Here is a 13,382-nt window from a genome sequence, read left to right on the forward strand (position 1 = left end):
TTCGTTATGGTATAATTTTGAGGTAATAGTGTATGCTATTACCTTTTTCATTTTATTAATATGAAAGAATTGGGTGTTTTGACATGATACGCAGTATGACGGGATTCGGCCAAGCGAGTAAAACGGATGGAGAACTGACAGTGTCAGTTGAGCTAAAATCGGTCAATCACCGTTTTAAAGAGGTTCATGCCCGTTTGCCGAGGCCGCTTTTATATTTCGAAGACACATTGAAAAAAATCATTCTTCGTCACGTGCAGCGCGGTAGAATTGAGCTGTTTGTTACGATTGAAGGCGGTAAACTAGCAAGCCGGTCCTTGCAGATTGACTGGCCGCTGCTCGATGAATACATGAAAGCCGCAAAAGATCTCGAGAAACGCTATCACATTTCAGGCATTCAGCATGCACATGACTTACTGGGGCTGGAGCATGCCGTTCAAGTAGAAGAATCGTCCAGCCGAAATGAGCAATTAGAGCAATTGCTGATGGAAGCTTGTGAAACGGCTGTCAAGGAACTTTGCTTCATGAGAGAGCAGGAGGGAACATCACTTCAAAAAGACTGTGAGCTGAGGCTTTCTGAATTAGAGGCCTACACAGAAGAAATCAAAGTCTTTGCACCAGAGGTTGTGAGTCAGTATAAAGACAGGCTCAATCAGCGATTGCAAGAATGGATCGGAGAGGCGCTTGACGAAAGCAGATTGACAACAGAGGCTGCGATCTTTGCTGACCGCTGTGACATTACAGAAGAGATTACAAGATTGAAAAGTCACTTTCAGCAATTCCAGCAAATCTTAATGCAAGGCGGTGCTGCTGGCAGAAAACTTGATTTTCTTGTACAGGAGCTCAACCGTGAAGTGAACACCATTGGCTCAAAAGCGAACCATCATCATTTAACTAAGCTGGTGGTTGAAATGAAAAGCGCTATTGAAAAAATAAAAGAACAAGTGCAAAATATAGAATAGTCATTGTGTATGCTGTTTACAGTACGTCTCTTTCGGCGAGACTAGAGACGTTTATAATACAGGGGGACGTTAGAAGATGACCATAAAGTTGATCAATATCGGATTTGGAAACATCATTTCAGCGAATCGGATGATTTCGATCGTCAGTCCGGAATCAGCACCGATTAAACGAATGATACAAGACGCAAGAGATCGAGGCATGCTCATAGATGCTACATACGGAAGAAGAACCCGTGCTGTTGTCATTATGGACAGTGACCATGTCATCTTATCTGCCGTTCAGCCTGAGACTGTCGCGCAAAGACTTTCTGTAAAAGAAGAAATCATAGATGAAGGGCAGGGGTAATACGCCATTATGAAAGAAAGAGGACTTTTAATCGTTCTCTCTGGACCTTCGGGAGTTGGAAAAGGAACGGTCAGACAAGCCATTTTCTCCCAGGAAGATACGAAATTTGAATACTCTATTTCTGTGACAACACGCAAACCGCGTGAAGGTGAAAGAAATGGTGTCGATTATTTCTTTAAATCCAGGGAAGAATTTGAACATATGATTGAAAATAAAAAGCTGTTAGAATGGGCAGAGTATGTCGGGAATTACTACGGCACGCCTGTTGACTATGTAGAACAGACATTAAGCGAAGGAAAAGATGTTTTCCTTGAAATCGAAGTGCAAGGTGCACTTCAAGTAAGAGAAGCATTCCCAGAAGGTCTTTTTATTTTCCTTGCACCGCCTAGTCTTTCAGAACTTCAGAACCGCATCATTACGCGTGGTACAGAGTCTGAGGAGCTCATTCGAAATCGAATGGCTGCTGCAAAAGAAGAGATTGAAATGATGGATGCTTACGACTATGTCGTGGAAAACGATGATGTCGAGCTTGCTTGTGAAAGAATCAAAGCGATCGTCCTTGCAGAACACCTGCGCAGAGACAGAGTCGCACCAAGATATAAAAAAATGCTGGGGGTAGAATAAATTATGTTAGATCCTTCAATTGACTCATTGATGAATAAACTTGATTCAAAATACACACTTGTGACAGTGTCTGCACGCCGTGCACGTGAAATGCAGATCCATCAAGATCAGCAAATCGAAAATACGAAGTCTTACAAATTTGTAGGCAAAGCACTTGAAGAAATTGATGCCGGTCTTTTGACATTTGAAAAAGAGGATCAAGAATAACACATCGCTTCTGCTATGCAGATACGATACGTTCAAAAAAGTCAAAACTATGATTGGTTTTGACTTTTTTGAATTGTAGACGAATTTGTGAAAAGGCCGTTAAGGGGGACAAACTAATGTTACAGTCAAAAAATATTTTGCTCGGCGTCAGCGGAGGAATCGCCGTATATAAAGCAGCTGCACTTACTAGTAAACTCGTACAGGCAGGCGCAAATGTAAGAGTCATTATGACAGAATCTGCTCGTGAGTTTGTGTCTCCGCTTACCTTCCAAGCTCTGTCTCGACATGAGGTGTATGTGGATACATTTAAAGAAAACAATCCAAAAGTCATAGCGCATATTGATGTAGCTGACTGGGCCGATCTCATTCTAGTTGCCCCTGCAACAGCACATACGATTGGTAAAATGGCCGCTGGGCTTGCAGATGATATGCTCACGACGACCTTACTTGCTTCAACGGCTCCTGTATGGATCGCACCAGCTATGAATGTGCATATGTATGATCACCCGGCTGTAAAGCGGAACATCCGCACATTATATGAGGACGGCTACCGGTTTATTGAGCCGAGTGAAGGTTATTTAGCCTGTGGCTACATTGGAAAAGGACGATTAGAGGAGCCTGAAAAAATTGTTGAGCACATCCGTGCATTTTTTGAAGAGCCAAAAAGCTTACCGCTTTCAGGCAAAAAAGTTGTGGTGACAGCAGGTCCTACACGAGAAGTCATCGATCCTGTGCGTTTCTTTACAAATCGATCGTCAGGAAAAATGGGCTATGCGATTGCAGAGGCTGCGCAGCAGATGGGGGCAGATGTCACGCTTATTTCAGGACCTGTTTCTTTAAATGCACCTGATCATGTACATGTGGTGCACGTTGAATCGGCAGAGGACATGTATCAAGCCGCATTAGCTGTGTACGAGGAAGCGGACCTTGTCATTAAATCAGCAGCAGTCGCCGACTATACCCCTGTGACCTCATATTCTCATAAAATGAAAAAACAGGAAGGCGCCTTAGAGATTGAATTCACCCGGACAAAAGATATTTTAAAAGAGCTGGGGAAAAGAAAAGAGCATCAAGTGCTTATCGGTTTTGCAGCTGAAACGCAGGATGTAGAATATTATGCGAAAAAGAAAATCGAATCCAAGCATTTAGATATGATTGTGGCAAACAATGTCACAAAAGAAGGTGCAGGCTTTGGCACAGACACAAATGTAGCAGCCATCATCAAAGCAGATGGTACAACAACAGAATTGCCGATGATGAGCAAAAAAGACCTCGCTTTTGAAATCTTAAAGGAGGCAAAACAGCTGTTGCCAAAAGAGCGTGATCGAGAATGATTGCTGAAATCATCGTAGATGTCACAACGAAAGCCATTGACCGGCCATTCGATTACCGTGTACCAGATCGCTTCAAAGATCTCGTCAAAGCGGGAATGAGGGTGGTCGTTCCCTTTGGCCCGAGGAAGATTCAAGGGTTTGTGACAAAAGTCAAAGAAGAAACAGACGTAAAAACAGGAAGCATAAAGGACATTGTCGATTTATTTGACTTATCACCTGTTCTGACAGATGAGCTATTGGAGCTTTCCCACTGGCTGACGGAAAAAACGTTGTCCTATCACATTACGGCACTTCAATCGATGCTCCCTGCAGCCATGAAGGCGAAATATGAAAAAGAAATTCAAGTGCTGTCAGATGAAGAACTTCCGCAGTCATTGAAAGAGCTTTTCGGTCAGCGAGATAGCATTCTTTATGCTGACATCCCAGCCGAACAACTAAAACAGATTCAAAAGCATGTCCAAAAAGGTCATTTAGAGGTAAGGTATCACGTCTCGCAAAAATCTGGAAAGAAAAAAGTGCGCACGCTCCAACTAGCTGTATCCAAAGATAAGCTTGAAGAAAAACAGCAGCAGCTGAAGAAAAATGCGGTGAAACAAAAGGCACTGCTCTCCTTTTTGCTTCAAGCGAGTGAGACAACTTTTTTAGCGAAAGACTTGCAGCAGCAAACAGGCGCGAGTTCTCAAACGCTTAAAACATTTATTCAAGAAGGGCTGCTAACAGAAAGCTATGAAGAGGTCTACCGGGATCCTTATCGTGACCGGGCGTTTACACCTTCTGCCTCACTTGACCTCATGCCAGAACAAGCAGAAGCGGCAAAACATATTCATCAAGCAGTCAGTGATGACCGGCATGAAACTTTTCTGCTGCACGGGGTAACAGGAAGCGGTAAAACGGAAATATACTTGCAGACGATTGATCATGCCCTGCAAAAAGGAAAAGAAGCGATCGTCCTCGTTCCAGAAATCTCGTTAACCCCTCAAATGGTTCAGCGGTTTAAAGAACGGTTCGGTTCAAATGTGGCTGTACTTCACAGCGGCTTATCGACAGGGGAAAAATATGATGAATGGCGGAAAATCCACCGCAAGGAAGTCAAGCTTGTCGTGGGTGCGAGATCGGCTGTTTTCGCACCATTTGAAAATCTAGGCATGATTATCATAGATGAAGAGCATGAATCTTCTTATAAACAAGAGGAAATGCCTCGTTATCATGCCAAGGACGTCGCTATTGAACGAGCCAGAAGGCATCGATGCCCAGTCGTTTTAGGCAGTGCTACCCCTTCACTTGAAACCTACGCGCGTGCCAAAAAAGGCGTGTTTACATTGCTGACGCTCAAAAACCGAGTCAACCAGCAGCAGCTGCCGCACGTTTCGTTAATTGATATGAGAGAAGAATTGAGAAATGGCAACAGGTCCATGTTTTCAGAAGAATTAATGATCAGATTAAAGGAAGTGCTTGAAAGAAAAGAACAAGCCGTCTTATTTCTGAATAAAAGGGGCTATTCATCCTTTGTGATGTGCCGTGATTGCGGATATGTCGAGCAATGTCCTCATTGCGAAATTTCTCTCACCTATCACCGCTATCAAAAACGGCTGAAATGCCATTATTGCGGGCACGAGGCACCGGTGCCAGCTGAATGTCCAGAATGCCATAGTGAGCATATTCGCTATTTTGGTACGGGTACGCAGCGTGTAGAAGAAGAGCTGACTAAAGTACTGCCAGAGGCAAGAGTCATCCGAATGGATGTGGATACAACGTCTCGTAAAGGTGCTCACGAAAAGCTCCTCACATCTTTTGGCAATAAAGAAGCAGATATTTTGCTCGGGACGCAGATGATTGCAAAAGGGCTGGATTTCCCCGATGTCACACTTGTTGGTGTTCTAAGTGCCGATACGTCTCTTCATATCCCTGATTTCCGTTCAAGTGAAAAAACATTTCAGCTTCTCACGCAGGTCAGCGGCAGGGCAGGACGACATGAAAAAGTAGGCTCTGTGATCATTCAATCGTATACGCCTTCTCATTATAGTATTGAATTAACGAAGCAGCATGACTATGAAGCCTTTTATGAACAGGAGATGCTGCATCGCCGCCACCAGTCCTATCCGCCGTATTACTTTTTGGCGATGGTGACAGTATCACATGAGGAAGTGACGAAGGCAGCGCATGTTACGGATCAAATTGTTCAGTTCCTAAAAATGAACTGTGCACCGAATACAAGGATCCTTGGTCCGGCTGCATCACCAATCGCTAAGATCAAAGATAGATATCGATATCAATGCGTGATAAAATACAAAAGGGAAAATGAACTGGCAAGTTTACTACGGAAAATACAAGACCATTATCAAAAGGAAATGGAACAAAAACAATTGATGATTTCAATAGATATGAATCCATATATGATGATGTAAAACGGAGGGCTTTAAGTGGCAGTAAAACCAATAGTCATACATCCGGCAGACGTACTTGAACAAAAGGCAGAGCCTGTCGATACGTTCGATAAAAAGCTTAAAAAACTGCTTGATGATATGTATGATACAATGCTTGAGCTAGATGGAGTCGGACTAGCAGCACCACAAATTGGCATTTCTCAAAGAATTGCTGTTGTCGATATCGGAGAAGAACCTGGCAGAATTGATTTAGTGAATCCCGAGGTTCTTGAAGTAAAAGGAAGTCAAACTGATATTGAAGGCTGCCTGAGCTTTCCATCTTTATACGGCACAGTAGAAAGACCGAGCTATGTGAAGGTAAAAGCCTTTGATAAGAAAGGCAAACCATTTACAATAGAAGCAGAAGGATTTTTAGCAAGAGCCTTATTGCACGAAATTGATCATTTAGACGGCATATTATTTACGTCGAAAATCATTCAAACTTATACAGAAAAAGAACTTGCGGAAATGGAAGGGTGAAGAAAATGGCACGTATTGTATTTATGGGAACCCCTGATTTCTCAGTACCTGTGCTGCAAACACTCATAACAGAAGGATACGAAGTTGTCGGGGTCGTCACGCAGCCAGATCGCCCGAAAGGCAGAAAACGAGTACTCACTCCGCCTCCTGTGAAAGTGGAAGCCTTAAAGCATGGCATTCCGGTCTTGCAGCCTGAAAAGGTACGCCTTGATGAAGAAATTGATAAAGTGCTTGCCTTAAAACCAGATTTAATTGTGACAGCGGCTTTTGGACAAATCCTCCCAAAACGACTACTGGATGAACCTCAGTTTGGCTGTATCAATGTGCATGCCTCGCTGCTGCCAGAACTAAGAGGGGGCGCGCCGATCCATTATGCGATCCTTCAAGGTAAAAAGAAAACAGGCGTTACGATCATGTACATGGTGGAACGACTTGATGCAGGAGACATGATCAGTAAAGTAGAAGTGGAAATCGGCGAATTAGACAATGTCGGTACATTGCATGACAAATTAAGTGTAGCAGGCGCTGCATTATTGAAAGATACTGTGCCGAATGTTCTGAGCGGATCGATTTCACCAATTCCGCAAAATGAAGAAGCGGCAACGTATGCACCTAATATAAAGCGAGAGCAGGAAAGATTAGACTGGACAAAGACCGGAGAAGAGCTTTACAACCAAGTTCGCGGCTTAAATCCGTGGCCAGTTGCCTATACTGAATGGAACGGGGCTCATCTAAAAGTATGGGAAGCGAAAAAAGTGCCACTCGAAGCGCAAGAAGAACCTGGGAAAGTAATTGAGCTTCAAAAAGAAGGTCCAGTCATTGGAACTGGGAATAAACAAGGCCTTTTATTAACAGGTGTACAGCCAGCTGGTAAGAAAAAGATGAGCGGCGAAGACTTCCTAAGAGGCGCAAATATCGAAATTGGACAGAAATTAGGGTTAATGAATGAAGAAAAGTAATGTGAGAGAAGTAGCGCTGGACGCTTTAATCAAACTCGAACAAAACCAAGCATACAGTAATTTGCTTTTGCAGTCAGTCATGAAAGACAAAGACTTGGCAGATCAGGACAAACCGCTCTTAACAGAGCTTGTGTACGGTACACTGCAAAACAAGCTGGCATTAGATTATATGCTGGCACCATTTGTGAAAAAACCGCAAAAGGTGGCTCCTTGGGTCATGCAGCTTTTGCGGATGTCTCTTTATCAAATGGTCTACCTTGAAAAGATCCCAGATCGTGCTGCTATCCATGAAGCAGTTGAGCTAACGAAAAAGAGAGGGCACAAGGGCATTTCTTCACTTGTGAACGGCGTTCTTCGTTCCGTGCAAAGAGAAGGCGTTCCGGCTTTTGATGCCATCAAAGATCCGGTCAAGCGGCTTTCGATTGAGACAAGCCACCCATTATGGCTCGTGCAGGAATGGGTTCAGTCATACGGATTTGAAGCAGCAGAAAGCATGTGCCGTATTCATTTAGTACCGCCAAAGCAAACCCTTCGTGTCAATCGAATGAAAACGGACCGCGCTGCACTGCAGCAAGAGCTGCTGGAGGCCGGGATTGAAACGGAGCTTGGTGACTTATCTGAAGATGCACTTAAGCTGATGAAAGGGTCCATCGTTTCAACCTCTTCTTTCCAAGAAGGCTATGTGACCATTCAAGATGAAAGCTCAATGCTTGTCGCAAGAGCACTAGACCCTCAGCCGGGAGAAATTGTGCTTGACGCCTGTGCGGCTCCAGGCGGAAAATCAACACATATCGCAGAGCGTATGAACGACGAAGGACAAATTGTTTCACTTGATTTGCACGAACATAAAGTGAAACTCATCAAACAAGCAGCAAAACGTCTGAACCTTACTCAGATTGAAGCAAAAGCGCTTGATGCAAGGAAAGCAAAGGGTGATTACAGCGAAGCTTCATTTGACCGGATTCTGATTGATGCGCCGTGTTCTGGTTTTGGCGTCATTAGACGGAAACCAGATATGAAATATACAAAGTCTCCAGAAGACTCAGCAAGGCTTGCTGCAATTCAGCAGGCAATCTTAAAAGAAACAGCTCCGCTTTTAAAGCCTGGCGGAACCCTTGTATATAGTACATGTACAATGGACCCAACAGAAAATCAACAAGTGATTCATGCGTTTTTACAAGAACACCAAGACTTCGAACCCGATCTATCTCTTAATGAACGGCTGCCTGAGCAGGTTGCTCCGTTTGTTCAAAACGGAAGTGTGCAAATTCTTCCTCATTATTTCGGAACAGATGGTTTCTTTATTTGCAGCATGAGAAAGAAGGGATAAAAAATGACAGAACAAAAAGTAAGAAAAGAACTGAAAACAGATATGCCGTCGATCTATTCATTTGAGCTTCACGAAATGAAAGAATGGTTAAAAGAACAAGACGAAAAACCTTTCCGCGCAGCTCAAATTTTTGAGTGGCTTTATGAGAAACGTGTGACATCATTTGATGAAATGTCTAACCTCTCCAAAGAATTAAGAGAAAAGTTAAAAGATCAATTTACAATCACAACTTTAAAAACCGTGATCAAACAAACGTCTCAGGACGGAACGATCAAGTTTTTATTTGAACTGCATGATGGTTATACAATTGAAACAGTGCTTATGCGTCACGAATATGGAAACTCTGTCTGTGTGACAACACAGGTTGGCTGTCGAATTGGCTGTACATTCTGTGCATCTACACTTGGTGGTTTAAAACGAAACCTTGAAGCCGGAGAAATCGTTGCACAAGTATTAAAAGTGCAGCAGGCACTTGACGAAACAGACGAGAGAGTCAGCTCTGTTGTCATCATGGGAATTGGCGAACCGTTTGATAACTTTGAAGAAATGCTTGCCTTCCTTAAAATCATCAACCATGATAATGGCTTAAATATTGGTGCACGCCATATTACGGTTTCGACAAGCGGAATCATTCCAAAGATCTATCAATTCGCTGATGAGCAAATGCAAATCAACTTTGCTGTGTCATTGCACGCACCGAACACAGAGATCAGAAGCCGCCTAATGCCGATCAATAAGGCATATAAGCTGCCAAAATTAATGGAAGCCATCGAATACTACATTCAAAAGACGGGTAGACGTGTCAGCTTTGAATACGGCCTGTTTGGCGGAGTAAATGATCAAGTTCACCATGCAGAAGAACTGGCAGACCTATTAAAAGGAATCAAGTGCCACGTGAACCTTATTCCGGTGAACTATGTACCAGAGAGAGATTATGTGAGAACACCTAGAGAACAAATCTTCCTATTTGAAAAAACGCTGAAAGAACGCGGCGTAAACGTAACGATTAGACGAGAGCAAGGCCATGACATTGATGCTGCTTGCGGTCAGCTAAGAGCGAAGGAGCGTCAGGAAGAGACGAGGTGACGAATGTTGATAAGGGCAGCCTTTCTTACCGATACAGGAAAAGTCCGTCAGCATAATGAAGATGATGCAGGTATTTTTGAAGCAAAAGAAGATTCACTTCTCGCTGTTGTAGCAGACGGCATGGGAGGTCATCTTGCTGGTGATGTCGCCAGCAAGATGGCAGTCTCTTCTTTAAAAGAATACTGGGAAGAAATATCTTCAATTCCAGAAAAGCCAGCCGATCAAGAAAGCTGGTTAATCTCAAAAATCAGTGACATTAATGACCAAGTTTATGAACATGCGCAAAACAATGAGGAGTGCCAAGGAATGGGGACGACCATTGTATGTGCGCTCGTTCATTTGCAAACGGTCACAATTGCGCATATTGGAGACAGCCGCTGCTACCTGCTAAGAGAAGGAGCGCTGACCCAATTAACAGATGATCATTCACTCGTGAATGAGCTTGTGAAAACAGGTGAAATTTCAAAAGCGGATGCAGAATATCATCCAAGAAAAAATGTGCTCACGAAAGCATTAGGAACAGATAAGCGTGTTCAAATTGATGCACGCACCTTTGAAGTGGACCCAGGAGATCAAATCCTGCTTTGCTCAGATGGTCTATCGAATAAAATAGAAGAAGAGCATTTGATTCATATTTTAACGCAAACAACCGCACCAGAGGAAAAAGTAACAGAGTTAATACAAACAGCGAATGACAACGGCGGTGAAGATAACATTACAGCAGTACTGTTAGAAATCTCCTCCCAGCCAGAGGAGGGTGACAGCAAGTGTTGATCGGAAAAAGGATCAGCGGCCGTTATCAGATTCTTCGCGTCATAGGCGGAGGCGGAATGGCAAACGTCTATTTGGCGGAAGATATGATTTTAGATCGCGAAGTAGCGATTAAAATTTTGCGGTTTGACTTTGCGAGCGATGATGATTTTATTAGACGTTTCCGAAGGGAAGCGCAGTCAGCTGCAAGCTTAGATCATTCGAATATTGTCAGCATCTACGATGTCGGGGAAGAAGATGACATTTATTATATTGTCATGGAATATGTCGAGGGAATGACGCTGAAGGAATACATACACGCCAATGGTCCGCTTCATCCGAAAGAAGCCGTTCGCATCATGGAACAAGTCGTTGCGGCGATGGAAGAAGCCCATGCGAAACAGCTCGTCCACCGTGACATTAAGCCTCACAATATATTAATAGACAATATGGGGAACATCAAAGTCACGGATTTTGGGATTGCCATGGCACTCAGCTCAGCGACCATTACCCATACAAATTCTGTCCTAGGCTCCGTGCACTACTTGTCTCCAGAACAAGCACGCGGGGGTCTTGCAACGAAAAAGTCAGACATCTATTCGCTTGGGATTGTGCTCTATGAACTCATCTCAGGACGCATGCCATTTGAAGGGGAATCGGCTGTCAGTGTTGCACTGAAGCATTTGCAATCAGAGCCGCCATCTGTGAGAAGGTGGAATCCTTCTGTTCCACAAAGCGTGGAAAACATCATTTTAAAGGCGATGGCCAAAGATCCATTTTATCGATATGAAGATGCATCTGAAATGCAAAAAGACTTAAAAACCGCTTTCGATCCAGCCAGATTAAAAGAAAAACGCTTTGTCATTGAAGAAGACCATGAAGCAACGAAAGCGATCCCAATTATTCAAGATCATCAAATCGATCAAGACAATGAAAAAACAGCCGTCCATCCGGCTCAAAAACCGAAGAAAAAAGAGAAACAAAAGCCGAAAAAGAAACGGAAAAAATGGCCATGGATTGTGGCATCCATCTTATTTATATTGACTGCTGCGACAATTTTAGCCATCACTGTGTTTCCAGGGCTGCTTTTTCCAAAAGATGTGGAAGTCACAGATGTATCTGGCATGACGGTTGAAAAAGCAGAAGATACCTTAAAGAAAGCTGGGTTCACCGTCGCTTCGGAGTCAATAGAGATCGCTGATGAGAAAATTGAAAAAGGTCTCGTCGTCAAAACAGATCCGAAAATCGGCACAAAGGTCAAAGAAGGAACAGAGATTCAGCTTTACGAAAGTACTGGCAAGGAAAAGACCGAATTACCTGATGTGACAGGCGAAAAGGTCGATAAAGCAAAAGAAATCTTAGAGAAAAAAGGGTTTAAACAGGTCGTTGTGGAGGAAGTGAATGACAATGACACCGAATCTGGGATTGTCATGGAACAGAGTCCTTCCGCGAATACTGAACTTGTAGCAGCAGATGAAGAAGTCACGTTGACTGTCAGTATAGGTCCTGCCGATATTACATTACGTGATTTAACGACGTATAGTAAGCAAGCGGCATCGAATTATTTAGAGGATAACGGCTTGAAGCTTGATGAAAAAGAAGCGTATTCTGATGATGTGCCAAAAGGCGAGGTCATGAAGCAGGAACCAGGAGCAGGAACGGCTGTTAAACCAGGTGACACGGTCAAGATTACATTCTCTCTTGGACCGAAGGAAAAACCAGCCAAAACGGTGACCGAAAAGATTGCGATCCCTTATGAACCAGAAGCGGAAGGACAGGAGATGAATGTCCAAATTTCCATCGATGATGCGGAGCATAGCATCTCTGATTCATACGAAAGCTTTAAAATCACTGCGCCGACTGAACGGACCATTAAATTTAAGATTGAACCAGGTCAAAAAGGATATTATCAAGTGACGGTTGATGATAAAGTCGTCAGCTCGAAAACGATCGAATACCCTGATGATGAATAAAGGAGGGACTTTATGCCTGAGGGCAAAATTATTAAAGCATTAAGCGGATTCTACTATGTACTGGATGAGTCACAAGAGAGTGGAAAAGTGGTTCAGTGCAGAGCGAGAGGCATTTTTCGAAAAAACAAAATTACACCTCTTGTTGGCGATTACGTCGTGTATCAAGCAGACAACGATAAAGAAGGCTACTTATTAGAAGTAAAAGAACGGACAAACGAACTTGTTCGTCCGCCTATCAGTAACGTTGATCAAGCGGTACTTGTTTTCTCAGCGACAGAACCAACCTTTAGCACCTCACTTTTAGACAGATTTTTAGTGCTTGTAGAAGCCAATCATATTGAGCCGATTATCTGTATCACTAAAATGGACTTATTGAAAACAGACGAAGAGCGTGAAACGATCATGGCATATGCAGACGACTATCGGCAAATTGGCTATGAGGTTCATTTAACCTCTACGATTGAAGGAGACGGCATTGAGAAGCTGACTCCGCACTTTCACCATAAAATCACGGTATTTGCCGGTCAGTCTGGTGTAGGCAAATCGTCCCTTTTAAATGCGATGAGTCCTGAATTGGCGCTGAAAACAGATGATATCTCATCCCATCTCGGACGAGGAAAGCATACGACAAGACATGTCGAACTCATTCGAACAGCAGACGGGCTCATTGCAGATACTCCGGGCTTTAGCTCGCTCGAATTTACTGGCATCGAAGCAGAAGATCTTGGTCTATACTTTTTAGATATTAGAGACCGAAGTGCAGATTGTAAATTTCGGGGCTGCCTGCACGTGAAAGAGCCTGGGTGTGCGATAAAAGATGCGGTCGAGCATGATCAAATCAAAGAGTATCGCTATCAGCATTATTTAGAGTTTTTAACAGAAATCAAAGACAGAAAGCCGAGGTACTAAAT

Annotated in this window: 13 protein-coding genes; all 13 read left to right on the top strand. The window is 43.4% G+C overall.

Annotation, left to right across the window (positions count from 1 at the left end; translation table 11 throughout):
* The first annotated feature begins 83 nt into the window (after nt 1–83).
* The 13 genes from ACQYAC_RS01650 to rsgA all read left to right on the top strand — a co-directional run bounded on the left by ACQYAC_RS01650 (nt 84) and on the right by rsgA (nt 13,380).
* Entirely contained in the window at nt 84–959 is an 876-nt protein-coding gene (locus ACQYAC_RS01650) for a YicC/YloC family endoribonuclease (RefSeq protein ID WP_044141956.1), read from the top strand.
* A gap of 76 nt (nt 960–1,035) precedes the next feature.
* Nucleotides 1,036–1,305 (top strand): extracellular matrix/biofilm regulator RemA, encoded by a 270-nt coding sequence (gene remA / locus ACQYAC_RS01655; protein ID WP_008344898.1) that lies wholly within the window; start codon nt 1,036–1,038, stop codon nt 1,303–1,305.
* A gap of 9 nt (nt 1,306–1,314) precedes the next feature.
* Nucleotides 1,315–1,929, top strand: a complete 615-nt coding sequence (gmk, locus tag ACQYAC_RS01660; protein ID WP_003212381.1) for a guanylate kinase — start codon at nt 1,315–1,317, stop codon at nt 1,927–1,929.
* 3 nt (nt 1,930–1,932) lie between these two features.
* Entirely contained in the window at nt 1,933–2,136 is a 204-nt protein-coding gene (rpoZ, locus tag ACQYAC_RS01665) for a DNA-directed RNA polymerase subunit omega (protein ID WP_003211647.1), read from the top strand.
* 116 nt (nt 2,137–2,252) lie between these two features.
* Nucleotides 2,253–3,470, top strand: coding sequence for a bifunctional phosphopantothenoylcysteine decarboxylase/phosphopantothenate--cysteine ligase CoaBC (gene coaBC, locus ACQYAC_RS01670; protein ID WP_429942604.1), 1,218 nt, complete (start codon nt 2,253–2,255; stop codon nt 3,468–3,470).
* Nucleotides 3,467–5,875, top strand: coding sequence for a primosomal protein N' (priA, locus tag ACQYAC_RS01675; protein ID WP_429942605.1), 2,409 nt, complete (start codon nt 3,467–3,469; stop codon nt 5,873–5,875). Before coaBC ends, priA begins: the two co-directional genes overlap by 4 nt.
* A gap of 15 nt (nt 5,876–5,890) precedes the next feature.
* Nucleotides 5,891–6,373, top strand: a complete 483-nt coding sequence (gene def, locus ACQYAC_RS01680; protein WP_058014022.1) for a peptide deformylase — start codon at nt 5,891–5,893, stop codon at nt 6,371–6,373.
* A 5-nt stretch (nt 6,374–6,378) separates the two neighbouring features.
* The gene (gene fmt, locus ACQYAC_RS01685; protein ID WP_429942606.1) at nt 6,379–7,332 is read left to right on the top strand and encodes a methionyl-tRNA formyltransferase; all 954 of its coding nucleotides are present in this window, start codon (nt 6,379–6,381) and stop codon (nt 7,330–7,332) included.
* The gene (gene rsmB, locus ACQYAC_RS01690; protein WP_429942607.1) at nt 7,319–8,662 is read left to right on the top strand and encodes a 16S rRNA (cytosine(967)-C(5))-methyltransferase RsmB; all 1,344 of its coding nucleotides are present in this window, start codon (nt 7,319–7,321) and stop codon (nt 8,660–8,662) included. The genes fmt and rsmB overlap by 14 nt, the downstream gene beginning before the upstream one ends.
* 3 nt (nt 8,663–8,665) lie before the next feature.
* Nucleotides 8,666–9,748 (top strand): 23S rRNA (adenine(2503)-C(2))-methyltransferase RlmN, encoded by a 1,083-nt coding sequence (gene rlmN, locus ACQYAC_RS01695; protein WP_058014019.1) that lies wholly within the window; start codon nt 8,666–8,668, stop codon nt 9,746–9,748.
* Nucleotides 9,749–9,751: 3 nt separating this feature from the next.
* Nucleotides 9,752–10,522 carry a Stp1/IreP family PP2C-type Ser/Thr phosphatase gene (locus ACQYAC_RS01700; RefSeq protein ID WP_058014018.1) on the top strand — a complete coding sequence of 257 codons (771 nt, stop codon included), beginning with the start codon at nt 9,752–9,754 and terminating at the stop codon, nt 10,520–10,522.
* On the top strand, nt 10,516–12,471 hold the full coding sequence (gene pknB, locus ACQYAC_RS01705; RefSeq protein WP_169056498.1) for a Stk1 family PASTA domain-containing Ser/Thr kinase: 1,956 nt from the start codon (nt 10,516–10,518) through the stop codon (nt 12,469–12,471). The genes ACQYAC_RS01700 and pknB overlap by 7 nt, the downstream gene beginning before the upstream one ends.
* Nucleotides 12,472–12,483: 12 nt before the next feature.
* Nucleotides 12,484–13,380, top strand: a complete 897-nt coding sequence (gene rsgA / locus ACQYAC_RS01710) for a ribosome small subunit-dependent GTPase A (protein ID WP_429942608.1) — start codon at nt 12,484–12,486, stop codon at nt 13,378–13,380.
* The last annotated feature ends 2 nt before the right edge of the window (nt 13,381–13,382 follow it).

This window comes from Bacillus sp. MM09(2025), assembly GCF_050496725.1.
In the GTDB taxonomy this organism is placed as follows: Bacteria; Bacillota; Bacilli; order Bacillales; family Bacillaceae; genus Bacillus; species Bacillus pumilus.

Bases quoted from the DNA above. Each gene is read 5' to 3' on its own strand.
- ACQYAC_RS01650 (WP_044141956.1), top strand. From the start codon at position 84: ATGATACGCAGTATGACGGGATTCGGCCAAGCGAGTAAAACGGATGGA.
- remA (WP_008344898.1), top strand. From the start codon at position 1,036: ATGACCATAAAGTTGATCAATATCGGATTTGGAAACATCATTTCAGCG.
- gmk (WP_003212381.1), top strand. From the start codon at position 1,315: ATGAAAGAAAGAGGACTTTTAATCGTTCTCTCTGGACCTTCGGGAGTT.
- rpoZ (WP_003211647.1), top strand. From the start codon at position 1,933: ATGTTAGATCCTTCAATTGACTCATTGATGAATAAACTTGATTCAAAA.
- coaBC (WP_429942604.1), top strand. From the start codon at position 2,253: ATGTTACAGTCAAAAAATATTTTGCTCGGCGTCAGCGGAGGAATCGCC.
- priA (WP_429942605.1), top strand. From the start codon at position 3,467: ATGATTGCTGAAATCATCGTAGATGTCACAACGAAAGCCATTGACCGG.
- fmt (WP_429942606.1), top strand. From the start codon at position 6,379: ATGGCACGTATTGTATTTATGGGAACCCCTGATTTCTCAGTACCTGTG.
- rsmB (WP_429942607.1), top strand. From the start codon at position 7,319: ATGAAGAAAAGTAATGTGAGAGAAGTAGCGCTGGACGCTTTAATCAAA.
- rlmN (WP_058014019.1), top strand. From the start codon at position 8,666: ATGACAGAACAAAAAGTAAGAAAAGAACTGAAAACAGATATGCCGTCG.
- ACQYAC_RS01700 (WP_058014018.1), top strand. From the start codon at position 9,752: ATGTTGATAAGGGCAGCCTTTCTTACCGATACAGGAAAAGTCCGTCAG.
- rsgA (WP_429942608.1), top strand. From the start codon at position 12,484: ATGCCTGAGGGCAAAATTATTAAAGCATTAAGCGGATTCTACTATGTA.